21 protein-coding genes are annotated in these 23,797 nt (G+C 62.1%); 15 read left to right on the top strand and 6 right to left on the bottom strand.

What is annotated here, in order from left to right; translation table 11 throughout:
- Positions 1-2 precede the first annotated feature (2 nt).
- Positions 3-1,172 (top strand): polynucleotide adenylyltransferase, encoded by a 1,170-nt coding sequence (locus tag KUV41_RS03105; RefSeq protein ID WP_261317350.1) that lies wholly within the window; start codon positions 3-5, stop codon positions 1,170-1,172.
- Positions 1,173-1,176: 4 nt separating this feature from the next.
- Here KUV41_RS03105 and folK read toward each other — a convergent pair whose 3' ends face one another.
- Positions 1,177-1,698, bottom strand: coding sequence for a 2-amino-4-hydroxy-6-hydroxymethyldihydropteridine diphosphokinase (folK, locus tag KUV41_RS03100; RefSeq protein WP_222162727.1), 522 nt, complete (start codon positions 1,696-1,698; stop codon positions 1,177-1,179).
- Positions 1,698-2,063 (bottom strand): dihydroneopterin aldolase, encoded by a 366-nt coding sequence (gene folB / locus KUV41_RS03095; protein WP_206941327.1) that lies wholly within the window; start codon positions 2,061-2,063, stop codon positions 1,698-1,700. The genes folK and folB overlap by 1 nt, the downstream gene beginning before the upstream one ends.
- A 316-nt stretch (positions 2,064-2,379) precedes the next feature.
- Between folB and plsY the strand changes: the two genes are divergently transcribed.
- On the top strand, positions 2,380-2,967 hold the full coding sequence (gene plsY / locus KUV41_RS03090; RefSeq protein WP_224908452.1) for a glycerol-3-phosphate 1-O-acyltransferase PlsY: 588 nt from the start codon (positions 2,380-2,382) through the stop codon (positions 2,965-2,967).
- A 48-nt stretch (positions 2,968-3,015) separates the two neighbouring features.
- Here plsY and tsaD read toward each other — a convergent pair whose 3' ends face one another.
- Entirely contained in the window at positions 3,016-4,047 is a 1,032-nt protein-coding gene (gene tsaD / locus KUV41_RS03085; RefSeq protein ID WP_222484173.1) for a tRNA (adenosine(37)-N6)-threonylcarbamoyltransferase complex transferase subunit TsaD, read from the bottom strand.
- 459 nt (positions 4,048-4,506) lie between these two features.
- On the opposite strand from tsaD, the gene rpsU reads away from it, so the two are divergent.
- From rpsU to rpoD, 3 genes are all read left to right on the top strand, one after another.
- Positions 4,507-4,722 carry a 30S ribosomal protein S21 gene (rpsU, locus tag KUV41_RS03080; protein WP_013333229.1) on the top strand — a complete coding sequence of 72 codons (216 nt, stop codon included), beginning with the start codon at positions 4,507-4,509 and terminating at the stop codon, positions 4,720-4,722.
- A 164-nt stretch (positions 4,723-4,886) separates the two neighbouring features.
- Positions 4,887-6,704 carry a DNA primase gene (dnaG, locus tag KUV41_RS03075; protein WP_222484171.1) on the top strand — a complete coding sequence of 606 codons (1,818 nt, stop codon included), beginning with the start codon at positions 4,887-4,889 and terminating at the stop codon, positions 6,702-6,704.
- A 304-nt stretch (positions 6,705-7,008) separates the two neighbouring features.
- Positions 7,009-8,850, top strand: coding sequence for an RNA polymerase sigma factor RpoD (rpoD, locus tag KUV41_RS03070; protein WP_206941323.1), 1,842 nt, complete (start codon positions 7,009-7,011; stop codon positions 8,848-8,850).
- 267 nt (positions 8,851-9,117) lie between these two features.
- On the opposite strand, the gene KUV41_RS03065 is transcribed toward rpoD, so the two are convergent.
- Together KUV41_RS03065 and KUV41_RS03060 are read right to left on the bottom strand one after the other, a co-directional pair.
- Positions 9,118-9,765 carry a hypothetical protein gene (locus KUV41_RS03065; protein ID WP_222484170.1) on the bottom strand — a complete coding sequence of 216 codons (648 nt, stop codon included), beginning with the start codon at positions 9,763-9,765 and terminating at the stop codon, positions 9,118-9,120.
- Between the two features lie 117 nt (positions 9,766-9,882).
- The gene (locus KUV41_RS03060) at positions 9,883-10,794 is read right to left on the bottom strand and encodes a LysR substrate-binding domain-containing protein (protein WP_206941321.1); all 912 of its coding nucleotides are present in this window, start codon (positions 10,792-10,794) and stop codon (positions 9,883-9,885) included.
- A gap of 217 nt (positions 10,795-11,011) precedes the next feature.
- Here KUV41_RS03060 and KUV41_RS03055 point away from each other — a divergent pair, with 217 nt between their 5' ends.
- The 6 genes from KUV41_RS03055 to KUV41_RS03030 all read left to right on the top strand — a co-directional run bounded on the left by KUV41_RS03055 (position 11,012) and on the right by KUV41_RS03030 (position 17,657).
- Complete coding sequence (locus tag KUV41_RS03055; protein ID WP_222484168.1) at positions 11,012-12,391, top strand: L-serine ammonia-lyase; 1,380 nt, start codon at positions 11,012-11,014, stop codon at positions 12,389-12,391.
- Between the two features lie 319 nt (positions 12,392-12,710).
- Complete coding sequence (locus KUV41_RS03050; protein ID WP_206941317.1) at positions 12,711-13,487, top strand: ABC transporter ATP-binding protein; 777 nt, start codon at positions 12,711-12,713, stop codon at positions 13,485-13,487.
- Complete coding sequence (locus tag KUV41_RS03045; protein ID WP_409995781.1) at positions 13,484-14,236, top strand: ABC transporter ATP-binding protein; 753 nt, start codon at positions 13,484-13,486, stop codon at positions 14,234-14,236. The genes KUV41_RS03050 and KUV41_RS03045 overlap by 4 nt, the downstream gene beginning before the upstream one ends.
- 188 nt (positions 14,237-14,424) lie before the next feature.
- On the top strand, positions 14,425-15,681 hold the full coding sequence (locus tag KUV41_RS03040; protein WP_409995780.1) for an ABC transporter substrate-binding protein: 1,257 nt from the start codon (positions 14,425-14,427) through the stop codon (positions 15,679-15,681).
- Positions 15,682-15,775: 94 nt separating this feature from the next.
- Positions 15,776-16,663, top strand: a complete 888-nt coding sequence (locus tag KUV41_RS03035; protein ID WP_206941315.1) for a branched-chain amino acid ABC transporter permease — start codon at positions 15,776-15,778, stop codon at positions 16,661-16,663.
- 1 nt (position 16,664) lies between these two features.
- Positions 16,665-17,657 (top strand): branched-chain amino acid ABC transporter permease, encoded by a 993-nt coding sequence (locus KUV41_RS03030; protein WP_222484166.1) that lies wholly within the window; start codon positions 16,665-16,667, stop codon positions 17,655-17,657.
- 75 nt (positions 17,658-17,732) lie between these two features.
- Here KUV41_RS03030 and KUV41_RS03025 read toward each other — a convergent pair whose 3' ends face one another.
- Positions 17,733-18,662 (bottom strand): LysR family transcriptional regulator, encoded by a 930-nt coding sequence (locus KUV41_RS03025; protein WP_206941312.1) that lies wholly within the window; start codon positions 18,660-18,662, stop codon positions 17,733-17,735.
- A gap of 203 nt (positions 18,663-18,865) precedes the next feature.
- On the opposite strand from KUV41_RS03025, the gene KUV41_RS03020 reads away from it, so the two are divergent.
- The 4 genes from KUV41_RS03020 (at position 18,866) to mtgA (ending at position 23,502) form a co-directional block, all read left to right on the top strand.
- The gene (locus KUV41_RS03020; protein ID WP_222484164.1) at positions 18,866-19,975 is read left to right on the top strand and encodes an S-(hydroxymethyl)glutathione dehydrogenase/class III alcohol dehydrogenase; all 1,110 of its coding nucleotides are present in this window, start codon (positions 18,866-18,868) and stop codon (positions 19,973-19,975) included.
- A 147-nt stretch (positions 19,976-20,122) separates the two neighbouring features.
- Complete coding sequence (gene fghA / locus KUV41_RS03015; protein WP_206941310.1) at positions 20,123-20,980, top strand: S-formylglutathione hydrolase; 858 nt, start codon at positions 20,123-20,125, stop codon at positions 20,978-20,980.
- A 456-nt stretch (positions 20,981-21,436) separates the two neighbouring features.
- Positions 21,437-22,579, top strand: coding sequence for a GlxA family transcriptional regulator (locus tag KUV41_RS03010; protein WP_222162734.1), 1,143 nt, complete (start codon positions 21,437-21,439; stop codon positions 22,577-22,579).
- A 224-nt stretch (positions 22,580-22,803) separates the two neighbouring features.
- The gene (gene mtgA / locus KUV41_RS03005) at positions 22,804-23,502 is read left to right on the top strand and encodes a monofunctional biosynthetic peptidoglycan transglycosylase (protein ID WP_222237612.1); all 699 of its coding nucleotides are present in this window, start codon (positions 22,804-22,806) and stop codon (positions 23,500-23,502) included.
- Positions 23,503-23,797: the final 295 nt, after the last annotated feature.

The following is a 23,797-nucleotide window of genomic DNA, read 5'->3' as shown; positions in this document are numbered from 1 at the left end:
ACATGGCCCCTGAGATGCCGGGAAAGCACCACGGCAGCACAGACCCTTGTGCCGGTCTTGAACGTTACCGGGTGGGGGGTGCGGTGCGTGACGCGCTGCTGGGATGGCCAGTCAAGGACACGGACTGGGTGGTCGTTGGCGAGACCCCAGCGTCGATGCGGGAGCGTGGTTTCACGCCGGTAGGCCGGGATTTTCCGGTGTTCCTGCATCCCCGTACCCATGAGGAGTATGCCCTTGCCCGTACCGAGCGAAAGTCCGGGCACGGATATACCGGCTTTGAGGTGCATGCAAGTCCTGATGTCACCCTGGAGGAGGACCTTGGGCGGCGCGACCTGACGATCAATGCCATGGCCGAGTCGCTCGATGGGCACCTGGTGGACCCTTTCAACGGGCGTCGCGACCTGCAGCAGCGGCGCTTGCGTCATGTCAGTCAGGCCTTCGTCGAAGATCCGCTGAGGGTGTTGCGCACAGCGCGCTTTCTCGCTCGCTACGCCGGCCTCGGGTTTACCATTGCCGAGAGTACGCAAGCGCTGATGAAACAGCTGGCTGACAGCGGCGAGCTGGATCACCTGGTGGCTGAGCGCGTCTGGGTGGAAACCGAGAAGGCGCTGGGCGAGCCAGAGCCCCGGCGCTACTTCGAAGCGCTGGACTCATGCGGTGCACTGTCACGGCTGATGCCTGGCTTGGTGCAGCCAGGAGCGGCCGAGTTCAAGCGCGCCTGCGAGAGAATGAGCGCATTGCCCTCGGCTCTTGCGGGCCAGCCCGTATGGCGCTGGGGTCGCCTGGTGGAGGCCCTGCCGGCCGAGCAGCGTCGCCAGCTTGAACAGGCCTTGAAGGTGCCCAACCCGTATCGTGATCTGGGACACCAGCTGGCGCTGACCCGTGAGCTCAAGGCGCAGCTGGCCGACGGTGCAGGCTCAGAAGAGGCCAGCAGGATAGCCATGACCTGGTGTGACGGCATCGATGCCTGGCGGCGCAGCGAGCGAGTCGCGCCCCTGCTGTCGTTGCTGGCCATGGAGGTGCCCGAGCAGGCGGCCTGGTTGGCGCGTGGGGTCGATCAGGCGCGCTCGCTTGCCCCGCGAGAGCTGCTTGATCAGGGCTTCAAAGGGGCGGAACTGGGGCAGGAGCTGAGGCGACGTCGCCTGGCGTGCTTTCACCAGGGCGGGCGCTGACCCTTCAACGGGAGGGCAGCGGTAGCGCTTCTCCGCGCCAGTGAAACTCGACGGGCCACAGCTGTTGGCTGCCGTCGCCGAACGCTTGCCAGAGCTCCTGATACCGGCGCCCCACGACGGGATGGCGATGGTCGGGAAGAAGCTCTGCCATCGGCCACAGGACGAAGGCGTGGTGCAGGATCTCGCCGCGTGGCAGGCTCACGCCGTCGACCTCCCCGGTCAGCGAGTCGACGGTAAGAATATCGACATCAAGGGTGCGGGGGCTGAACTTTGGACTGTCCTTGCTGCGGCCGTTGGCGCTCTCCAGTCGTTTGCACCAGGCTTGCAGCTCGCCGACGCTCCAGTCGCAGTGAAGGGCGACCACCAGGTTGAAGAAATTGCGGCCGTCCTCGAAGCCCACCGGTGTGCTCTCGAATACGCGGGAAACGGCCAACTGGCCAAAGGTGTCGGCCAAGGCATCCAGGCACACCGTGATGTGGTGCTCCCGTTCGATATTGCTGCCCAGGCTCAGGGTGACCAGTCGCATCAATGTCCTCCCGCTGGTGTACCACGCTCGATGCGCACGCCTACCGAGGCGGCATTGGCCACAGCGCCGGGCTTGCGCAAGGTCATTCTCAGCCAGCTGATCCCGTATTCCTGCATCAGCAGCGACGCCAGGCGCTCGGCAAAGGTTTCTACCAGCTGGAAGTCATGCTCCGAGGCGAAGACACCAATGCGACGACTGATGGCGTCGTAGTCGAGCGTCTTGCTCAGGTCGTCATCCGCGGCCGCTGCCCGGATATCCGTCGCCAGCGTGAGATCCACTATCAGACGCTGGGTAATAGAGCGCTCCCAGTCGTAGACGCCAATGACGGTGTCCAGCTCAAGGCCTTCGATCAGCACCTGATCCATCGATGATGTTTCCCGGTCGTGGTGTCCCGGTCGTGGCCGGGAACGCAGAATGAACAAGGCGGCCAATTGTACTTGACCAGGCGGTCGCGAAACAGGCCGCAGATGGCGACAGCGAGCCCGGGCTGGCAAACTGGTCCTTCAAAGGGGGCGGCCTGCGTGGTACTTCCCTGGAGATTTGGCCGGACGCCAATCGTCTGGCACCACCAGAAGACTGTCGCGGTTCCCGGCGTAGCTGGTGCAGCGGCGCTGCCAGCATGATCGCGCGCATGGGGCTACCATGTGCGCACCGAGGCGTCCTCATGGCGCAGGAGTCGTTGTGGGTCCGACCATAGAAGTATTACTGCCGCTGACGGCGCTGGGCTATCTCAGTGGAACCTGGTTGGGGGCGATCACCGTATGCCGGGTGGCGGGGCTTGCTGACCCGCGCTTGAGCGGGTCATGTAATCCGGGGTTTTCCAATGTGCTGCGGCTGCATGGGCCCGTGCTGGCGCTGGCCACCCTGACCATCGATGCGCTTAAGGGCTGGCCCGTGCTGCTGTTGGGCATGCACCAGGGGCTGACGCCTTGGGGGCTCGGACTGGTGGGCCTGGGGGTGCTGCTGGGGCACTGCTATCCCGCCTGGTATCGCTTTCGCGGCGGCAAGGCTGTTGCCAGTGCCTTTGGCGTGATGCTGCTGCTGACCCCCGGTGTCGCGCTGTCATGTGCCGTGATTTGGGGGCTGCTGGCCTGGCGGGTGCATACCGCGGCGGTCGCCTCACTGACCAGTGCCACCCTGGCACCGTTGCTAAGCCTGTGGCTGTCCCCCGACTTTGCCTGGGTGGTGCTGGTGTTTGCCGCGCTGGTGCTGGCCCGGCATGCGCTCAATATAGATCGACTGCGCCGTGGCAAGGAGCCACGGCTGTGACATGGCGAGACGCCACGGTAGATCGCTGCTCTGGTGGGGCTGATCCGTTCAGCACGGGGCGCTCAGCTGGTCCATCGGCCAGCGCGGCACGGCCTGCATCTGACCTACCACGTCCCGCTCGCCCGCCAGCAAGCGCTGCGCACCGGCATAGGCGATCATGGCGCCGTTATCGGTACAGAAACGGCCGCGGGGGTAGTACACCTTGGCTCCCTGCTTGGCGGTGGCGTCTTCAAGCCGAGCGCGCAGGCGGACATTGGCGCTGACGCCTCCAGCGACCACCAGACGCTTCAGTCCAGTCTGCTTGAGCGCACGGCGACATTTGATGGCCAGGGTGTCCGCCACGGCTTCCTCGAACGCACGCGCCACATCCGCACGGGCCTGTGCATCCAGCTGTCCCGCGCTTTCCAGCTGGCGGATGGTGGTGAGGGTGTGGGTCTTCAATCCCGAAAAGCTGAAGTCGAGTCCCGGCCTGTCGGTCATGGGACGCGGGAACTGGAAGCGCCCCGGATCACCGGTTTCCGCCAATGCGGCGACCCGGGGGCCGCCCGGATAGTCGAGGTCGAGCATCTTGGCTGCCTTGTCGAAGGCTTCACCCGCTGCATCATCCACGGACTCGCCCAGCAAGCGGTACTGGCCGATACCGGCGACCTCCACCAACTGCGTGTGGCCCCCGGAGACCAGCAGCGCCACAAAGGGGAAGGCCGGAGGCTCATCCTCGAGCATGGGGGCCAGCAGGTGGCCTTCCATGTGATGGACACCAAGAACCGGGATGTCGAGTGCTCGGGCCATGCCGTGAGCGGTGCTGGCACCCACCATCAGGGCGCCGACCAGCCCCGGGCCTGCCGTGTAGGCGATAGCATCCAGCTGTTCGCGCCCGATAGCGGCTTGCTCCAGAACCTGGTCGATCAATGGCAGCAGGCGTCGAGTATGGTCGCGGGAAGCCAGCTCCGGCACCACGCCGCCATAGTCGGCGTGCATGGCTACCTGGCTGTGCAGGGCGTCGGCCACCAGACCGCACTCGGTGTCGTAGAGCGCGATGCCGGTCTCGTCGCAGGAGGTTTCGATGCCTAGTACTCGCATGGGTCGACTCGGGAAGCAAAAGCGGGAAGGGGCGTGATTCTACGCCGTTTTGAGAGTGGCTGCGACAGTGGGCGCGCGAGGGAAAGTGTGGCGGCGGCCAGCGTGGTGCCATCTCACGGGCGCACCTGTGTCCTGCAACTCGCTGTTTTCGCCTGATCCTACGGAAAGAGTGGCGTCCGCATCGTAGTGCGTGCTGGGTGGCCGGTAGGCGCTATCTTTCCAAAAAGAATTTGCAAGGCTCGGCTTCGCTCACTAAAATACTGTCCGCTGCAAGACTGGGTCGTGCATCCAGGGCTCGCTGTCCCCCGTCACTGTTTCGTTTCCTTGCTGATTATGGCATTCGCGATAGCGTTGCCTTCCTGTATGAGTTAAGGCAGTCGAACGAAGTGTCGTGGGGTATTGGCCTTGAAGGTGTGCGTACAAACCGAACTCAAGTTACCTAAGGTAGGTGAGTGCTTAATGCCTTCTGTCAAAGTACGTGATAACGAGCCGTTTGACGTCGCTCTGCGTCGCTTCAAGCGTTCCTGTGAAAAAGCCGGCGTTCTGTCTGAAGTCCGTCGTCGTGAGCAGTACGAGAAGCCGACTGCCGAGCGCAAGCGCAAGGCCGCTGCCGCTGTAAAGCGTCACGCCAAGAAGCTCCAGCGTGAGCGCAAGCGTTTCGAACGGCTCTATTGATCCGTACTTGAGTCGAGCGTGGTTCGCCGCTCTCGATTCAGGAGGACGCCAAGCGGCCGCCATTGAGGTGGCCGCTTGTTTTTCTGACATCCGATGAGGGTGTTCCGTCCAGACCTCTGGACGATTCTTGTTCTTCTCAGGATACCGCTCCTGTCGAGGAGACTATGGCCGGCCAGATTCCCCAGCGCTTCATTGATGACCTCCTCGCGCGCGTGGACGTGGTCGAGGTGGTGGGTGAGCGCGTCAAGCTGAAAAAGGCCGGGCGCAACCACTCTGGTCTGTGTCCGTTTCATCAGGAAAAGAGCCCATCGTTCACGGTCAGCGCGGACAAGCAGTTCTATCACTGCTTTGGCTGTGGTGCCCACGGCAACGCGCTGCGCTTCTTGATGGAGTACGACAAGCTACGCTTCCCGGAAGCGGTCGAGCAGCTTGCTTCCAGGTTGGGGATGGAGGTGCCCAGAGAGGGTGCCGACGATCCCAGAGCCCAGGCGCGAGAAAAAAAGCGCAAGGAAGGCGTCAACCTGCTGGAAATGTCTGCCAGCTACTTTCGCGAGCGGCTCAAGATGCCGGAGGGCCAGGTTGCCCGAGAGTATCTGGAGCAGCGCGGGGTGTCAGACGAGATCCGCGAGCTATTCGGCATTGGCTATGCGCCGGCCCAATGGGAGGCGCTGAAGCGGCACCTCGGGGGGCAGGGCGTCGATGAGTCTGTGCAGATCGAGTATGGCCTGCTGGTTCACCATGAAGACAGTGGTCGCAGCTACGACCGTTTTCGCGATCGAGTGGTGTTCCCGATCCGCGATATTCGCGGGCGGACCTTGGGGTTTGGCGGTCGGGTCATGGGGGATGCCAAGCCCAAGTACCTGAACTCTCCCGAGACCCCCGTGTTCCACAAGGGGCGCGAGCTGTATGGCTTGTACGAAGCCCGCCAGGCCAGCCCGAAACTGGAACGGTTGTTGATCGTCGAAGGCTATATGGATGTGGTCGCGCTGGCGCAGTACGGCATCCATAATGCGGTGGCTACCCTGGGTACGGCCACCACGGCAGATCATCTGCGGCGCCTGTTTCGCCTGGTCAGTGAGGTCGTGTTCTGCTTCGACGGTGACAAGGCCGGACGTCAGGCGGCGGCCAGGGCGCTGGAAACCGTGTTGCCCGAGATGATCGACGGGCGTCAGGCGCGCTTCCTGTTCCTGCCCGAGGGCGAGGATCCGGACAGTCTGGTGCGGCGTGAGGGTGCCAGTGCGTTCGAAGATCGCGTGGTGTGTGCCAGTCCGCTGTCGGAGTTTCTGTTCGAGCATGCCGCCCAGGGGCGTGACCTGGCGCAGCTGGAGTCGCGCGAACGCTACGCCAGCCAAGTGCTGTCGGCCATCGAGAAGATGCCCCAGGGAGTGCTCAAGTCGTTGATGCTGACAGAGCTGTCGCGACGCACCGGGGTCGAACAGTCGCGTTTTGAAGCGCTTCTGGCGCCCGTGGTTGCCGAAGAGCCCGAGCTGATGCCCTTCGACGACGCCATGGAGCCCGCTGTTGAAGAGGGCCAGTCGCCGCAGCGGCGCAGAAAGTCCTCTGCGGCGCTGGGCCTGATGGGCCGTACCCTGCAGCTGCTGGTGCACGAGCCGCGCCTGGTGGAGCGTCTCCCCGAATCGCTTGAGTGGTGTGACGGTCAGGGCGACGATGCGCGACTCTGTCGCGACGTGATCGAGCTGTTGCGGGCTGGGGGGTATTCCAGTGCTCAGGTGCTGTTGATGCACTTCCATGGCAGTGAGGACGGCGAGCGTCTGGCCGCACTGGCGCGCAAGGAGCTGTTGATCCCCGGGCCGGCAAGGGCGGCGGAGCTGGACGGTCTGGTGAGCTATTTTCAGCGGGCCTGCAAGACCCCGTCGCGACAGCAGGAGATTGATACGTTGCTGGCAAAGCAGCAATCAGGGGAGCGTCTCTCGAGTGAGGAGCGCTCGCGACTGATGAGTCTGCTGGCCGCACGTGATTGAAGACGTCGCAGCGAACGATCCCTCAGCGTCACTGGTCTACCTTCTGAGGTAAGCCTTCACGCTTTGCTGGCGACGAATAGGAGGTATAGAAGGTGTCAGGGTTGAATTCTCAACTACTATCACCATCTAAGGGACTAGGCGCTGATATTGGGCGCAACCAGATAAGCTAACACACCTGAGACATCGCGCAAACACTCCAGACTGGCAGAAGTGGCCCCAAAACCGCTATACTGTCCGGCTTACCGAGTTTTCTCCACCTTAGCGCTTCAGGTGCTTCATTCTTCTTCGTCGAGATAGGGTTTCTATGGCTGGAAATGCGCAGCAGCAGTCACGTCTGAAGGAGTTGATCGCGCGCGGCAAGGAGCAGGGCTTCCTGACCTATGCCGAGGTCAACGACCACCTTCCCGAAGATATCGCCGACCCCGACCAGGTGGAAGATATCATCGGCATGATCAATGACATGGGTATTAACGTCGTCGAGGAAGCTCCCGACGAAGATACCCTGATGATGTCGGATCACTCAACCGATGAGTCCGCTGCCGAAGAGGCGGTAGCGGCGCTGGCAGCGGTGGAAAGCGACGTCGGTCGGACCACCGACCCGGTGCGCATGTACATGCGCGAGATGGGGACGGTCGAGCTGCTGACCCGCGAAGGCGAGATCGAGATCGCCAAGCGCATCGAAGAAGGGACTCGCGAGGTGATGTCGGCGCTGGCCTACGTGCCGGGCGCGGTCGAGTCCATTCTTGACGCCTACGACGCCACTCAGGACGAAGAGGCTCCTGGACGCCTGTCAGACCTGTTTTCCGGCTTCATCGACCCTGATGAGGGAATCCCCGGCGTTGCCGAGGCGGAAGTCCCGGAAGTGGAGGAGCAGGAAAGCAGCTCCGACGAGGATGACGACGAGGACGCGGGCGAAGAGGACGACTCTGGCGGCGGTCCGGATCCCGAGGAAGCGCGTGCCCGTTTCGAGCAGATCCGCGAGCAGAGCGGCATTGCCAATGCCGCCATCGAACGCGGTGGGCGCCAATCACCCGAGGCGAAGGAAGAGCTGGCGCGTCTGGCTGAGCTGTTCTCGCCGATCAAGCTGGTGCCGAAGCACTTTGAGCGTCTGGTGGGGCAGGTTCGCATCAGCGTCGAGCAGGTGCGGGCTCAGGAAAAGACCGTGATGCAGCTCCTGGTCAAGCAGGCCAAGGTGCCGCGCAAGGCCTTCATCAAGGCATTTCCCAGCAATGAGTCGCGCCTGGACTGGCTGGACGACTTCATGGCCGAGAACGCTCGCTATGCCGACCGCCTCGAGCCGCTGAAGGCCGACGTGCAGCGCGCTCAGCGCAAGATCGCCTTCGAGGAAGAGATGATCCAGCTGCCGGTGAGCGAGGTGAAGGAAGTCAACCGTCGCCTGTCCATCGGTGAAGCCAAGGCGCGCCGTGCCAAGAAGGAAATGGTCGAGGCCAACCTGCGCCTGGTCATCTCGATCGCCAAGAAGTACACCAACCGTGGCCTGCAGTTCCTGGACCTGATTCAGGAAGGCAACATCGGCCTGATGAAGGCGGTGGACAAGTTCGAGTACCGTCGCGGTTACAAGTTCTCGACCTATGCGACCTGGTGGATTCGTCAGGCGATCACGCGCTCGATTGCGGACCAGGCACGCACCATCCGCATCCCGGTGCACATGATCGAGACCATCAACAAGCTCAACCGCGTATCGCGTCAGATGCTGCAGGAAATGGGGCGTGAGCCGACCCCGGAAGAGCTGGGCGAACGTCTCGAGATGCCGGAGGACAAGGTCCGCAAGGTGCTCAAGATCGCCAAGGAGCCGATCTCCATGGAGACGCCCATCGGTGATGATGACGACTCGCATCTGGGCGACTTCATCGAGGACTCCACCATGGTGCTGCCGATCGACTCGGCCACCGGGGAAGGGCTCGTGGAAGCCACGCGCAACGTGCTGGGCGGCCTGACGGCTCGCGAAGCCAAGGTGCTGCGCATGCGCTTCGGGATCGACATGAACACTGACCACACCCTCGAGGAAGTGGGCAAGCAGTTTGATGTCACCCGTGAGCGGATCCGTCAGATCGAGGCCAAGGCACTGCGCAAGCTGCGCCACCCGACGCGTTCGGAGCCGCTGCGCTCCTTCCTCGACGAGTAAGCTCAGCGCACGCCTTGTCGGCCGAGGGCGTTGACGACGCCCTTGGTCAGACGGCCGTCATACAAGACGCCCGCGGCACATGCCGCGGGCGTTTTTGTGGTGTGTCCCTTCGCCAATCTGCTGGGGTTGTCGCGCCAGGCGGATGTCGGCGCCTGCCCTCGCTCTTCATGTGGGTACCACCAACATGACAACGCCCGCGATGAGCGGGCGTTGTCATGACTTCTCGGGCGGTAGCGGCTGTACTGCAGGGTAGGGACTCGCGGCGGCTCAGGCCTGCTTGGCCTGGCGACGCCGAATCCACAGCACCAGCTCGATCATGGCGAACAGCAGCAGGGTATAGCCGAAGAGCTCGGTCACTTCCTCCGCGGCGTCCTTGAACACCCGGATATAGCGCTCCGCCAGCAGCGACTCCCACATCTCGCTGCGACCGTAGAGGCGCGAGAAGGCAAAGGTGCCGAGAAAGCCTGCGGCGAACAGGCCAAAGGAAAAACTCTCGACATAGCCCTCGAATTCGCGCACGAAGGCGTGGCGCTCGCGCAGGACGATATACAGGATCGGCAGCAGCAGCAGCGTTACCAGCGTCTGCCAGGCGCCGTCGAACACATAGGCGTCGAGAAAGGCATCCTGCTCACGAATCAGGGCGGCGGCCAGCAGGCCAAACATCAGTAGCGTCACCCGCGGTAGCCCGCCCAGCACTTGCCGGGCATACACCAGCAGTAGACAGCTGATCGTCAGCCAAAGCGTCTGCATGCTTTCCGTAAAGCCCGTCTCGCTGAAACGAATCTGTTCCGGCAGGCCGGTTTCCCACAGCACGCCCTGCATCATGGCGCCGATGACCAGGAGGTAGAGCAGGGCTCTGGCGCAGGTCGCGCGGAAACTGATCGTGGGCGCGGCGGATGGGGGGGTATCTAGCATCCCTCTCAATCTCCAGGTAAGGCGTGTATCAGGCGGGGATTATACCTACAGCTTTGCATGTGTGTGTGAAATTCCCCGAGGTATTCTTGACTCGTTTGCGCTGTCGCTCGTTGCACGTTATCGCCGCGCTTCTTCCACCAGCCAGTCGTGCACGGCCTTGATCCGGCGATCATCGGTCGCCCCCGGTGCGTGGACAATGCCGTAGTGCTTGCCGGTATCGACCCGTGACTTGAAAGGCGCGATCAAGGCACCACTCTTGAGCTCGCTGGTCATCAGGGTTTCCCTGGCAATGGCGACGCCCATGCCGGCGATAGCCGCCTCCATGGTGAGGTGATTTCGGTTGAAGGTATAGCCTCTTTCAAGATTGATCGAGGGCGCACCGATGGCAGACAGGTAGTGGCGCCATTCACCGTACTCCTGGCTGCCGCGCCAGGCGGTGATGTCGTGCAGCAACGGATACCAGGACAGATCCTCTGGACGACGCAGGGCAGGGCGCCCCTTGAGCAGGCTGGGCGAGCATACCGGAAAGATGCGCTCCTCCATCAAGGGGGTGATCGATAGCCCCGGATAGTGGCCGTCGTTGAGGTCCAGGGCCAGGTCGAAATCCCCGTCGCGCAGGGAAATGTTGCTGTCTTCCGAGCTGATGTGCAGCTCGATATCCGGAAATCGTGCCTGCAGTCGCGGCAGTCTCGGCATCAGCCACTTGTTCAGGAATGAGGGGATCGAGCGTAGTCGGATCACGCCGCTCATGACACCGCTGCGCAGCCGGCTGACTTCGAGCCCGACCGCCTGATAGGCGTCATCGACCACGGCAGCCAGGCGTTTGCCTTCCTCTGTCAGCTCCAGCCGGCGTGGCAACCTCCGGAACAGCTTGAATCCCAGCCTGTCCTCCAGTTGCTTGATCTGCTGGCTGACCGCCCCGGTGGTGACATGCAGCTCTTCTGCTGCGCGGGTAAACGAGAGGTGTCTTGCACTGACCGCAAAGCCCTTGAGCCAGGCATGGGTCTGGGCATTGAGAAGTCGGCTCATGGATGCGCTCTTGTGGGCTTATGATTTAGCTGAGCTATATTGAAGACAAGATATTCTGCCTTGTCCCAGGGCTTTTTGGCAGCCAGCATACCCATAATGGCATGCGACGACATCCTGTCGCTTTAGCGAGACTGATCGGAACGTCTGACAGCGCAGTGTTCTATCGTCGGCTACCAGCATCCCTTCAAGACGCGAATCTACTTTCAAGAGGCACCTCATGGCCATCAGCGTTTTCGACCTTTTCAAGATTGGCATCGGCCCATCGAGCTCGCATACCGTTGGCCCGATGAAGGCAGCCCATGATTTCGTCGAGGCGCTACGACGCGATGACGCTCTGGAGCGGGTCGCAGCGGTCGAGATTCACCTTTATGGGTCACTTTCTGCCACGGGCAAGGGGCATGCCACGGATCGTGCCTGTGTCATGGGGCTGATGGGGGAGCGCCCTGACCGCATTGATCCCGCGGTGATCGGGCCATGCATCGAGGAGCTACTGGAGAGCCAGACCCTGATGCTGGGAGGGCAGGTCGCCGTGCCCTTCTTGTGGGCTCGTGATCTTGTCTGGCATGAGGAGAGTCTTCCCTATCACCCCAACGCCATGACCCTGGTCGCCAAGGGGCACGCAGGTGACATCCGGCGCGAGACCTACTATTCGGTCGGCGGGGGTTTTGTGGTGGACGAGGCCCAGGCACAAGATGGCGCGCTGGACGCCGATAACACGGCGCTGCCCTATGACTTCAACAGCGGCGCTGAGTTGATGGCGTTGTGCCGTCTGCATGGTCTGAGCATCAGTGAACTGATGCTGGAGAACGAAAAGGCCTGGCGCAGCGAGGCTGAGGTGCGCGCGGGCCTGTGGGACATCTGGCAGGCGATGCAGGCCTGCGTGAACCAGGGCATCCAGGCAGAGGGCGTGCTGCCTGGCGGGCTGAACGTCAAGCGCCGCGCTGCCTCGCTGTACCATCGCCTGGAAGCCATGTCTGACGATGTGGGTCTGATCGCCTCGACCTTTTCCGCGATGGACTGGGTCAACGTGTATGCGTTGGCCGTCAACGAGGAAAATGCCGCCGGCGGGCGCATGGTGACGGCGCCTACCAATGGCGCTGCTGGCATCATCCCTGCCGTGTTGCACTACTACATGAAGTTTCAGCCTGGCGCATCGGAGAAGGACGTCGTCAATTTTCTGCTGACGGCGGGTGCCGTTGGCATCCTGTGCAAGAAGAATGCCTCCATTTCCGGGGCCGAAGTGGGCTGCCAGGGGGAGGTGGGGTCTGCCTGCGCGATGGCGGCTGCCGGTCTGGCCGAGGTGATGGGGGCCAACGTTCCTCAGGTCGAGAACGCCGCTGAAATTGGCCTTGAGCATAACCTGGGGCTGACCTGTGACCCCGTAGGCGGGCTGGTTCAGGTGCCGTGTATCGAACGCAATGCGATTGCGGCGGTGAAGGCCATCAATGCCGCCTTGATGGCATGCCGTGGGGATGGCGAACATTTCGTGTCTCTGGACAAGGCGATTCGCACGATGCGTGATACCGGCGCCGACATGCAGGAGAAGTACAAGGAAACCTCCAAGGGAGGATTGGCCGTCAACGTCATCGAGTGCTGACGTCCACCTGACCATTCGTATGCCAGCAGCGGCCCGGGGATCGTCTCCCCGGGCCGCGCTTTTTTGCCCTAGTGTCAGCGACGTACCGAAGCTTTGTGTCCTGCCGCAGAGGGCCAGGGCGGAAACCTTGTGGGCTTTAAGTAAGCAACCTATTGAAATTCGGTGGGATACATCTTTGGTCGAGTTCAACGCATGGCGAATTGCGTCGGACGCACGTCTCTTCTAGCTTACGTAAACGTAAAGTTAAGCGTCTCCAGTACTGAGTCGAACAACCACAACAACCTCAAGACAGGGGCTACGGTCCCGGCGAGGACGCCACATGAGCCAGCAGTACGTGCTAGAGACCCGTGGCCTGACCAAGTCGTTTCGAGGCTTTACCGCCGTGGACGGCGTGGATCTGAAGATCACGGAGGGGCATATTCATGCTCTGATCGGCCCCAATGGAGCGGGCAAGACCACGGTCTTTAACCTGTTGACGAAATTTCTGCCGCCTACCAGGGGCGATATCCTCTACCGCGGCAAGCCCATCACCCGCATGCGTGCCAATGAAATCGCGCGCCTGGGGCTGGTGCGTTCCTTTCAGATTTCTGCCGTGTTTGGCCATATGACGGCGCTGGAAAACGTGCGAGTCGCCTTGCAGCGTAAGCTCGGTACCTCTTTTCATTTCTGGAAGTCGGAGCGTTCGCTGGAGCCGCTGAATCAGCGCGCCATGGAGCTGCTGGAGGAGGTCGGTCTGGCGGACGTCGCAGATGTGTTGACGGTGGAACTGCCCTACGGCCGCAAGCGAGCGCTGGAGGTCGCCACCACCCTGGCCCTTGAGCCCACTGTCATGCTGCTGGATGAGCCCACCCAAGGCATGGGGGCGGAGGATGTGGATCGCATCGTTGCGCTGATTCGCCGGGTCTCGGCGGGCAGAACGGTGCTGATGGTGGAGCATAACCTGAGCGTTGTCAGCCGGTTATGCGATCGCATCACGGTATTGGCCAGGGGCGCTGTGCTGGCCGAGGGTGACTATGCCAGCGTCTCGGCGGACCCAGCAGTGCGCGAGGCCTACATGGGCAGCGAAGCCAGCGTTGCCGAGGAGGCCACCACATGACCTCTGTGATGAACGCTAGCCGCTCCCCCCATGGGATAAGCACCAGCAGCGATGAAGCGATCTGCCTGGCGGGCGTCAACGCCTTCTACGGTGAATCACATATCCTGCACGGCGTGGACCTGCGGGTGAAGCGGGGTGAGCTGGTGACGCTGCTGGGGCGCAATGGCGCAGGCCGCAGTACCACGCTGAAGACGATCATGAACATGGTCGGCTCGCGCAGCGGTTCCATTGTCATCAATGGACAGGAAACGCTGGGCATGAAGCCCCACCACATACCGCGCCTTGGCGTGGGGTACTGCCCCGAAGAGCGGGGTATCTTTGCCAGCCTGGACGTCGAGGAGAACCTGCTGCTTCCGCCGACGGTACGCTCCGGTGGCATGAGCCTTGACGATATCTACGGGATGTTTCCGAATCTCTACGAGCGCCGGCGCAGTCAGGGGACCCGCCTGTCCGGTGGCGAGCAGCAGATGCTGGCCATGGCGCGCATACTGCGCACCGGTGCCGACATTCTGTTGCTCGATGAAATTACCGAGGGGCTGGCTCCTGTCATCAATCAGGCGCTTGCCGAGGTGCTGGTGACGTTGAAGTCCCGCGGGATGACCATCGTGCTGGTGGAGCAGAACTTCCGCTTCGCGGCCCCCCTAGCCGATCGCCACTTCGTCATGGAGCACGGCCGCATCATCGATACCATCGAAGCCGCCGATCTCGACGCCCGGCGCGACGACCTCAATGCACTGCTGGGGGTCTAGCGTGCTATTCGCCAGGCGCGTCACCCATCCCTTCGCGAAGCCGTTCCCACTGCCCGTGCACACAGCGCGGACGGCGCTGTGTGGACGGCCAATACCGACGCCTCAGCACCTGCTCTACAACACGTCAGCAACATATCCAACAACGACATATTCAACAACAACAAGGGCCATGGGCCCAGGAGCCTTCCATGATGTCACAGACCCGTACTTTCCGCCGTTTGCCGCTGGCTCGCGCCGTTGCCGCCAACACCTTGCTGGTCGCCGGTATGCTGGGAATGGCCGCACCCTCGCTGGCCCAGGACGGAATCAGCGATGGCGAGATCCGCATCGGCTATCTCGCGGACATGTCAGGCACCTATCGCGACCTGGCTGGCCCGGGTGGTCTTGAAGCCATGAAGATGGCGGTGGAAGATTTCGGTGGAAGCGTCGGTGATGCACCTATCGAGATCTTCAATGCCGATGACCGCAACAGCGCCGATGTGGGCGCCAACACCGTGCGTGGCTGGGTCGATCAGGAAAACGTGGACCTGGTCGCCGGCATGGTGGCCTCATCGGTTTCCATCGCCGTGACCAAGGTACTGGAAGAAGCCGGCGGACTGGCGATCATTTCAGGCTCTGCGGCTTCCAGCATCACCAACGAGCACTGCACTCCCAACCATATTCACTATGTGTACGATACCTATCCCCTGGCCAACGGAACGGCCAAGGCGGTGGTAGAGCAGGGCGGTGACAGCTGGTTCATGCTGACGGCGGACTATGCCTTCGGTCATGCGCTGGAAAGCGATGTCGAGAAGGTCGTCACGGACAATGGTGGCACCATCGTTGATCGCGTCCGTCACCCCTTCCCGACCAGCGACTTCTCCTCCTACATCCTTCAGGCCCAGGGCTCTGGGGCCAAGATTGTCGGCCTGGCCAATGCCGGTTCCGATACCGTCAACGCGATCAAGACGGCCAGCCAGTTTGGCCTGACGCAGACCGGGCAACAGCTGGCGGGCCTGTTGATCTTCCTCAATGACGTACATGCCATGGGTCTGGAAACCACCCAGGGACTGCTGCTGACGACCGGCTGGTACTGGGATATGGACGACGCCTCCCGCGAATGGGCTGAGCGTTACTTCGAGCGGGTCGGCAAGATGCCAACCATGGTCCAGGCGGGCATCTATTCCAGCACCACACAGTATCTCGAGGCGGTCGAGGCGGCGGGTACCGATGATCCTGCCACGGTGCGCGCCAAGCTGGGTGAGACACCCATCAATGACTTCTTTGCCCGCAATGGACGCATTCGCGAAGACGGACGCATGGTCCATGACATGTATCTGGCTGAGGTAAAGGCGCCTGCCGATTCCGAGAGTGAGTGGGATCTCTACGAGATCAAGGCAACCATCCCTGCCGAAGACGCCTATCGCCCCTTGTCGGAAAGCTCCTGCAAGCTGGTCAGCAACTAAACCGTGTCAGTTGGCACGATGCCACGGTGTTTCCAGGAAGCGCTGAATCATTCCGGGGCGGTCTCGCTACCGCCCCTTCTCGAGGGATGTCCTCATGACCATGATCTTTGGCGTACCGTTGGCGGTATTCATGGGCCAGCTGATGCTGGGGCTGATCAACGGCGCCTTCTACGCACTTTTGAGCCTTGGTTTGGCGGTGATCTTCGGCCTTCTGAAAATCGTCAACTTTGCTCACGGGGCCCAGTACATGCTGGGGGCCTTCGCCGCTCTACTGGGAGCCCAGTATCTGGGCATCAATTACTGGCTGGCGCTGCTGCTGGTACCACTGGTCGTCGGTGCCTTCGGCGCTCTGCTGGAACGACTCGTGCTGCGGCGCATCGCTCACCTCGATCATCTGTATGGACTGTTGCTGACCTTCGGTCTGGCGCTGATCTTCGAGGGTAGCCTGATCAACCTGTTCGGCGTTTCTGGGGCCAGCTATCCGGTTCCCGAGGCCCTTGCGGGTGGCATCAAGCTGCCATTCATGTTCCTGCCCACCTATCGTGGCTGGGTGCTGGTGGCGGCACTGGTGGTCTGCCTGGGAACCTGGTTCATCATCGAACGCACTCGGCTGGGGGCGTACCTGCGTGCGGGCACGGAAAATCCGGCGCTGATGCAGGCGTTCGGCGTCAATGTGCCGCTGCTGGTCACCCTGACCTACGGATTTGGCGTTGCGCTGGCGGCCTTTGCCGGCGTGCTCGCGGCGCCGCTGTACCCGGTGTCGCCGACCATGGGATCGAGTCTTCTGATCGTGGTCTTTGCGGTGGTGGTGATCGGCGGCATGGGCTCCATCCTCGGGGCTATTCTCACCGGTCTCGCCATGGGGCTGATCGAGGGACTGACCAAGGTGTATTACCCGGAAGCGGCCAATACCGTGATCTTCCTGGTGATGATCATGGTGTTGATGCTCAGGCCTGCTGGCCTGTTTGGTAAGGAGGCGTGACATGACCACAACGACGACAACGGCTTCCCCGGTGGCGGGGAAGGCCAGGGCGCGCGCCGCCCGCCGCCGCAGGGGCATGCTGCTGGTGGCGCTGCTGACACTGGCGCTGGTGGCTCCCCTGTTCGCCTATCCGGTGTTCCTGATGAAGGTTCTGTGCTTCGCGCTGTTCGCCTGTGCCTTCAATCTGCTGCTTGGCTTTGCGGGACTGCTGTCATTCGGTCATGCCGCTTTTCTCGCTACAGGGGGCTACGTGACGGGCTTCCTGCTGTCGAGCTATCCGGGCTTGACGCCGGAGCTCGGCATCATTGTCGGCACTGTCGCTGCGGTGATTCTCGGCACCCTGTTTGGTGCCTTGGCGATTCGCCGCCAGGGAATCTATTTCGCCATGGTAACGCTGGCGCTGGCGCAGATGATGTTCTTTTTCTACATTCAGGCGCCATTTACCGGCGGCGAGGACGGCCTGCACGGTGTGCCCCGGGGCATGCTGTTCGGACTGATCGACCTGTCGAACAACCTGGCGATGTACTACGTGGTGCTGGCGATCTTTGTGATCGGCTTCGCCATCATTCAGCGAACCGTGCATTCACCCTTCGGGCAGGTGCTCAAGGCCATTCGCGAGAACGAACCGCGGGCGGTGTCCCTGGGCTACAACGTGGACGCCTACAAGCTGGTGGCCTTCGTGCTGTCGGCAGGACTTGCCGGGCTTGCTGGCGCGACCAAGACAGTGGTGTTTCAGCTGGCATCGCTGACCGACGCCCATTGGCACATGTCGGGGGAGGTGATTCTGATGACCTTGGTCGGCGGTGTCGGGACGCTGTTTGGCCCGCTGGTGGGCGCTGGCCTGGTGGTCAGCCTGCAGACTCAGCTGGCGCAGTCACCGCTGGGGAATTGGGTCAGCGTCATCTTGGGCGCCATCTTCGTACTGTGCGTGCTGAGTTTTAGAAGCGGGATCGTAGGTGAGATTCAGCGTATGGTGCGCAAGAACTTCAAGTAGCTGCACTTTGGTATTGATGATTGGCATTAAAGAAGCCCGGTAAAAGTACCGGGCTTCTTCATTGTGCGGGTAACTTTAGATTTGTGTCTTTGGCTCGTCCACTTCCCGGCGGTTGTGATAGCGGGGTGGCAGCTGGTTGGCCAGGTGTTCTGCCAGGTAGTCGATGACGACGCGCACCTTGGGCGAGCGCTGGCGATGGTGTGGGGTGACGGCCCAGACGCCGGTATCACTGTGTCGGTAGGTGTCGAGCACCGAGACCAGCTCACCCTTGGCCAGATGGTGCTCGACGTAATAATCCGGCAATTGTCCCAGGCCGACGCCCTTGAGCACGGCGTCCAGCAGGGCCGGACCTGAATTGCCCTGCCACGGCCCCTTGATGGACACTTCCCGGGGTATGCCGTCGACGGCGAAACGCCAGCGATCACGTGAGCCATGCAGGCAGCGGTGGTGCTTCAATTCCGATAGGGCATGGGGCTGGGGAAAGCGCTGGAAGTAGGCCGGAGAGCCGACCACGTATTCTCGCCGGTCAGCCAGTCGGCGCGCCAGCATGGTGCTGTCTTCCAGGGTGCCCATGCGTATGCCGATGTCAAAGCCTTCCTCGATCAGGTCCACCTGCCGGTTGGTAAAGTGCAGGCGTACCCCCAGCTGCGGGTACTGTATCAACAGGTCATTGATCAACGGGGCCACGTAGCGCTCGCCAAAGGTGGTCGCGCAGGTTAGGGCGAGTTCCCCACGGGGCTGGGCCTCAAAGTCTTTTACGACCGCATCGGCCTCGCGAAAACCGTCTACCAGCGCCTCGCATTGCTGGTAGTAGAGACGCCCGGCCTCGGTCAGGCTGATCTGACGCGTGGTGCGGTAGAGCAGGGGAGTGTCGAGGCGACTTTCGAGCGCTGCGACCTGGCGGCTAATGTGGGAGCTGGACACGCCCAGGCGCCTTGCCGCGGCAGCGAACGACGAGAGCCGCACGACTTCAATGAACGCTTCGATACCGGCCCATGGGTGCATGGTCGTCTCCATTATTGCTATATGGCAACAATGTTATGTCGTCTGCGTGCTTTATCCCAGCCCGTGGCGAGGTCTAGACTGATGCCACTACCGTCAGCGGTGGCGGTCGGCCATATCGTGTCGGCGCTGCCACTTGGTGCCACCATCGCTGCTCGGGGACACGCGCCCTATTGCGTTCATCGACGTTATTCGAGGATGTTGCCATGAAATCACGTGCCGCCATTGCTTTGGAATCCGGCAAGCCGCTAACCCTGACAGAGATTGACGTGGACGGCCCCAAGGCGGGGGAGGTGCTGGTTCGTATCGTTGCCACCAGTGTCTGCCACACCGATTCGTTCACCCTGTCCGGGGCGGATCCTGAAGGCATCTTCCCCTCGGTACTGGGCCATGAAGGCGCCGGTATCGTCGAAGAGGTGGGCGAGGGCGTGACCAGCCTGAAGCCGGGTGATCACGTGATTCCGCTGTACACCGCTGAGTGCGGCGAGTGCAAGTTCTGCCGCTCTGGCAAGACCAACCTGTGTAGCTCCGTGCGCGCCACACAGGGCCAGGGCCTGATGCCTGACGGCACTACTCGCTTCTCCTTCGAGGGCAAGCCGCTCTACCACTACATGGGCACGTCGACCTTCAGCGAGTACACCGTGGTGCCGGAAGTGTCCCTGGCCAAGGTCTCCCAGGAGGCACCGCTGGACAAGATCTGTCTGCTGGGTTGCGGCGTGACCACCGGCATTGGTGCGGTGCTGAACACCGCCAAGGTGGAGCCGGGCGCGACCGTTGCCGTGTTCGGTCTGGGTGCCATCGGCCTGGCCGTCATCCAGGGCGCGGTGATGGCCAAGGCCGGCCGTATCATCGCCATCGATGTAAACCCCGAGAAGTTCGAGCTGGCCAAGCAGTTTGGGGCGACCGACTTCGTCAATCCCAAGGACTACAGCGACTCCATCCAGCAGGTCATCGTTGACTTGACCGATGGCGGCGTCGACTACTCCTTCGAATGTATCGGCAACGTCAATGTCATGCGCTCCGCGCTTGAGTGCTGCCACAAGGGGTGGGGCGAGTCGATCATCATTGGTGTGGCCGGAGCCGGTCAGGAAATTTCCACCCGTCCGTTCCAGCTGGTCACCGGTCGTGTCTGGAAAGGCTCGGCCTTCGGCGGGGTCAAGGGGCGCAGCCAGCTGCCTGGCTACGTCGAGCAGTACATGAACGGCGAGCTCAACATCGACGACTTCATCACCCATAACATGGCCTTCGACAAGATCAACGAGGCCTTCGACCTGCTGCATGCGGGCGAGAGTATCCGTACCGTGCTGCATTACTGACGCCCACGCCTGCTGGCTCGGTCGACGCCGGGCTAGCGGCGCTTTGCCACAGGCGCTCGAGCCACCATGGCGATGCTGTGGTTCGCGCGAGCCCTTGTCGATTCACGGCCCCGCCTGGCGGGGCATCATTGTCGAAGGAGATTCGCCATGTCCATGAGCGAGCATCTGGAACTGGTCAGCGCCAACCGCAGCTTCGGCGGTTGGCACAAGCGCTATCGTCATCACTCGCGGGCGCTGGACTGCGAGATGACCTTCGCCATCTACCTGCCACCCCAGGCCGAGACCGAGAAGGTTCCGCTGCTGTGGTGGCTGTCCGGGCTGACCTGCACCGACGAGAACTTCATGCAGAAGGCGGGTGCGCATCGTCTGGCCGCCGAACTGGGTATCGCCATCCTGTGCCCGGACACCAGCCCGAGAGGGACGGACCTGCCTGGCGAGCACGACAGCTATGACCTGGGTTCCGGTGCCGGCTTCTACGTCAATGCGACTCAGGAGCCCTGGAAGGCTCACTATCGGATGTACGACTATGTGACCGAGGAGCTGCCGTCGGTGGTACGCCAGCACTTCCCATTGAATGGGCGTGAGTCCATCAGCGGCCACTCCATGGGCGGTCATGGGGCCTTGATTCTGGCGCTACGCAAGCCTGGCCACTATCGCTCGGTCTCGGCGTTCTCGCCTATCGTCAATCCGACCCAGTGCCCCTGGGGCCGCAAGGCCTTTACGGCTTACCTGGGGGAGGACACCAGCAAGTGGACCCAGTACGACGCTTGTGAACTGGTAGCGCGCGGGGCGTCCCGCCAGCCCCTGTTCATCGATCAGGGGGATGCCGATGACTTCCTGGAAGAGCAGCTGTGCCCGGAGCGCCTGGAGGCCGTCTGCGCTGAGCGCGATCATCCGCTGACCCTGCGTCGTCAGCCCGGCTACGATCACAGCTACTTCTTCATCGCGACCTTCATCGAAGACCACCTGCGCTACCACGCGGAGAAGCTCTACGCCAAGCGCTGACAGCAGCGACAAGCTGCACGCGAAAGAGCGCGGACAACGCGGCCCTCGTCCTGTGACGAGGGCCGCGTTGTATCTGGCCGAAGAATGGCCAGGCGCAATTGACGCCCCTTGCAAAGTCGCCATTGGTCGAGGGGGTCGCGTTGGGAACCAGGCATGTCGCGAAAATCGTCATGCGACGAAGAGATCGTCGCTTTTGTGCGCCATGGCGACATTGACGTAGCTATTCGCGACATCATTGTCGCAGACGACTGGTCAAGGGCATGTCGATAGCGACTATTGTGATGTCATGACACGTCGGTACGACCTAAAGTCATGTAAAACCGGGTTCGATGTCGGGGCTCAGTGCCGGTGCTGACATCTAGATGATGCCGCCATAACAATAATGGATCGCGGCGGTGCCTCTTTCTGCGGAGCAGATCAGACGAGGGGCAGACCGACCGTGTCGAGGAGGTGACCATGAGCTTGCCCAACAAGCCCGGACGGGCTGTATCCCAGGGGGGCCACGAAGGACCCCAGACCATCGGCTTCCTGTTGCTGGAACACTTCACCCTGATCTCGCTGGCGTCGGCGATCGAGCCATTGCGCATGGCCAATCAGCTGTCCGGCCAGGAGCTTTATCGCTGGTTCACACTGAGTCTCGACGGTGCGCCGCTGGAAGCCAGCGACGGGCTGACCGTCACCCCGGATTCGTCGCTCAGTGTTCCCCTGTCGTTGGATATGGTGGTGGTGTGCGGTGGGGTGGCACCCACCCGTCACGTGCACCAGGGCCATGTCAGCTGGTTGAAGTCCCAGGCGCGACATCTCAAGCGTTTTGGTTCCATCTGTACCGGTGCCTGGGCGCTGGCACGTGCCGGGCTGCTTGACGGCTATGAGGTCAGCACCCACTGGGAATGTCAGGCGGCCCTGCAAGAGGCGTACCCCTGTATCGGCCTGACGTCCAAGCTGTTCTCCATGGACCGGGATCGCTGTACCGCCTCCGGCGGGACCGCGCCGCTGGACATGATGCTGACGCTGATCGGGAGGGACCACGGGCGCGAGCTGGCGGCCGGGATTTCCGACATGTTTGTGTGCGACCGGGTGCGTGGTGAGCAGGACCAGCAGCGGGTGCCTCTCAAGCATATGCTGGGGACCGCTCAGCCAAGACTCCAGGAAATCGTGGCCCTGATGGAAAACAACCTGGAGGAACCCATCGACCTGGACGAACTGGCTTGCTATGTCAGCCTGTCCCGGCGCCAGCTCGAACGCCTGTTCCAGCGCAACCTGCACTGCTCACCCTCGCGCTATTACATGCGGCTGCGCCTCAACCGGGCTCGGCAACTGCTCAAGCAGACCTCAATGTCGATCATCGATATCGCCGCCGCCTGCGGGTTTGTCTCGACGCCCCACTTTTCGAAGTGCTACCGCGAGTGCTTCGGGCTGCCGCCCCGCGAAGAGCGCCTGGGATGGAGCGCTTTTTCTCCTGTCGTGGCGGGCACCCTGGCACCCCCGCTGGTGTCGGGAGCGGTGCAGGAGCCGGTATCCCGAGCCCTGTCGGCGCTGGAAGAAGCCCGGGGAGAGCCAACCTATGGCAGCTTCCGGGTCACGTCCAAGATAGGTTGAGGCCCAGAGAAGTGAGTTCAGGAGAGGTGAGACCAGGAGAGCCTGAACACGAGAGAGCCTGAGTCCGAAAACGCTTGATGCATGCCAGCGGGGTGTCATCTACGCTCGTCTCGCTGGTCTGTCGCTCCCCTTGGCCAGGCTGTCGCCGCAGCCTGCGCCGCATTTGTCGCGCTAGCCCAATGCCTTGATATACTGCGGGCACGTCCTTCAACAGAGCTCAAGGCATGCATATCCGGTGGCGCCCCATCCTACGACTTCTGCTTCGCGCCACTCTTGCCTTTGTGCTGGGGTCCGTTGTGCTGGTGCTGTTCTTTCGTGTGGTGCCGGTCTTTGGCTCCATGGTTATGCTGGAGCGAGAGGTGTCTTCCTGGTTTTCGGGGGAACCGCTGGACATTCAGCAGCAGTGGCGGCCTTGGGACGAACTGTCGGACAACGCCAAACTGGCGGTGATTGCGGCGGAGGACCAGCGTTTCCCCGAGCATAACGGATTCGACCTGGTGGAGCTGAAACGTGCCGTGGAATCCGCCAGAAACGGGGGATCGCTGCGTGGTGCCAGCACCATTACCCAACAAACCGCCAAGAACCTGTTCCTGTGGACGGGGCGTGACTGGGTGCGCAAGGGGTTTGAGGCCTGGTTCGCCACCCTGATGGAGTTGTTGTGGCCCAAGGAACGTATCCTTGAGGTCTACCTCAATATCGTCGAGTTCGATCGCGGCGTGTTCGGGCTGGAGGCCGCCAGCCAGCACTACTTTGGGGTCGGTGCCGACCAACTGAGTGCGGTGCAAGCTGCCCGTCTGGCGGCCGTGCTGCCTAATCCCCTCGAACGCAGCGCCTCTCGTCCCGGGCCTCGTACCGCCAACCGCGCCGCCTGGATTCAGCGCCAGATGAATAACCTGGGGCTCAGGTATCTCGACAAGCTCTAGGGCATCACTGGCGTTAGGGAATCTCTGGCGTGAGGGAAGCACGGAGTGCCTGGCCGAATGGCGTCAGCGCTCTGCTCAAGACCTCTTCTCAATGCCTCTTCTCAATCCCTGTCCTTGCGTCCTTTCCGACCGCCATGCTGAACCCGCCAGATAATCCTTCCTGCACAGCCCCTGGCGCCATGCGTCGGGGGCTGTTGTCGTTATCGGAATGACGTGACGCTTTTGGAATTCTTGCCGTCGCAATCAGGCGTCGTGGCCGCTTCCGGCAGCGCTATCCTGCCTCCATGACGCCGGC

This window comes from Halomonas sp. DP8Y7-1, from assembly GCF_019801685.1.
Lineage (GTDB): Bacteria > Pseudomonadota > Gammaproteobacteria > Pseudomonadales > Halomonadaceae > Halomonas > Halomonas litopenaei_A.
This window is presented reverse-complemented; position numbering and strand designations above follow the sequence as displayed.

Coding starts and splice junctions, on each gene's coding strand:
- tsaD (WP_222484173.1), bottom strand. CDS start 4,047: ATGCGAGTACTAGGCATCGAAACCTCCTGCGACGAGACCGGCATCGCG.
- KUV41_RS03060 (WP_206941321.1), bottom strand. CDS start 10,794: ATGAGCCGACTTCTCAATGCCCAGACCCATGCCTGGCTCAAGGGCTTT.
- fghA (WP_206941310.1), top strand. CDS start 20,123: ATGTCCATGAGCGAGCATCTGGAACTGGTCAGCGCCAACCGCAGCTTC.
- KUV41_RS03010 (WP_222162734.1), top strand. CDS start 21,437: ATGAGCTTGCCCAACAAGCCCGGACGGGCTGTATCCCAGGGGGGCCAC.
- KUV41_RS03105 (WP_261317350.1), top strand. CDS start 3: ATGGCCCCTGAGATGCCGGGAAAGCACCACGGCAGCACAGACCCTTGT.
- KUV41_RS03055 (WP_222484168.1), top strand. CDS start 11,012: ATGGCCATCAGCGTTTTCGACCTTTTCAAGATTGGCATCGGCCCATCG.
- rpoD (WP_206941323.1), top strand. CDS start 7,009: ATGGCTGGAAATGCGCAGCAGCAGTCACGTCTGAAGGAGTTGATCGCG.
- KUV41_RS03030 (WP_222484166.1), top strand. CDS start 16,665: ATGACCACAACGACGACAACGGCTTCCCCGGTGGCGGGGAAGGCCAGG.
- KUV41_RS03050 (WP_206941317.1), top strand. CDS start 12,711: ATGAGCCAGCAGTACGTGCTAGAGACCCGTGGCCTGACCAAGTCGTTT.
- KUV41_RS03065 (WP_222484170.1), bottom strand. CDS start 9,765: ATGCTAGATACCCCCCCATCCGCCGCGCCCACGATCAGTTTCCGCGCG.
- KUV41_RS03035 (WP_206941315.1), top strand. CDS start 15,776: ATGACCATGATCTTTGGCGTACCGTTGGCGGTATTCATGGGCCAGCTG.
- KUV41_RS03045 (WP_409995781.1), top strand. CDS start 13,484: ATGACCTCTGTGATGAACGCTAGCCGCTCCCCCCATGGGATAAGCACC.
- folK (WP_222162727.1), bottom strand. CDS start 1,698: ATGCGACTGGTCACCCTGAGCCTGGGCAGCAATATCGAACGGGAGCAC.
- KUV41_RS03025 (WP_206941312.1), bottom strand. CDS start 18,662: ATGCACCCATGGGCCGGTATCGAAGCGTTCATTGAAGTCGTGCGGCTC.
- rpsU (WP_013333229.1), top strand. CDS start 4,507: ATGCCTTCTGTCAAAGTACGTGATAACGAGCCGTTTGACGTCGCTCTG.
- dnaG (WP_222484171.1), top strand. CDS start 4,887: ATGGCCGGCCAGATTCCCCAGCGCTTCATTGATGACCTCCTCGCGCGC.
- KUV41_RS03040 (WP_409995780.1), top strand. CDS start 14,425: ATGATGTCACAGACCCGTACTTTCCGCCGTTTGCCGCTGGCTCGCGCC.
- mtgA (WP_222237612.1), top strand. CDS start 22,804: ATGCATATCCGGTGGCGCCCCATCCTACGACTTCTGCTTCGCGCCACT.
- KUV41_RS03020 (WP_222484164.1), top strand. CDS start 18,866: ATGAAATCACGTGCCGCCATTGCTTTGGAATCCGGCAAGCCGCTAACC.
- folB (WP_206941327.1), bottom strand. CDS start 2,063: ATGGATCAGGTGCTGATCGAAGGCCTTGAGCTGGACACCGTCATTGGC.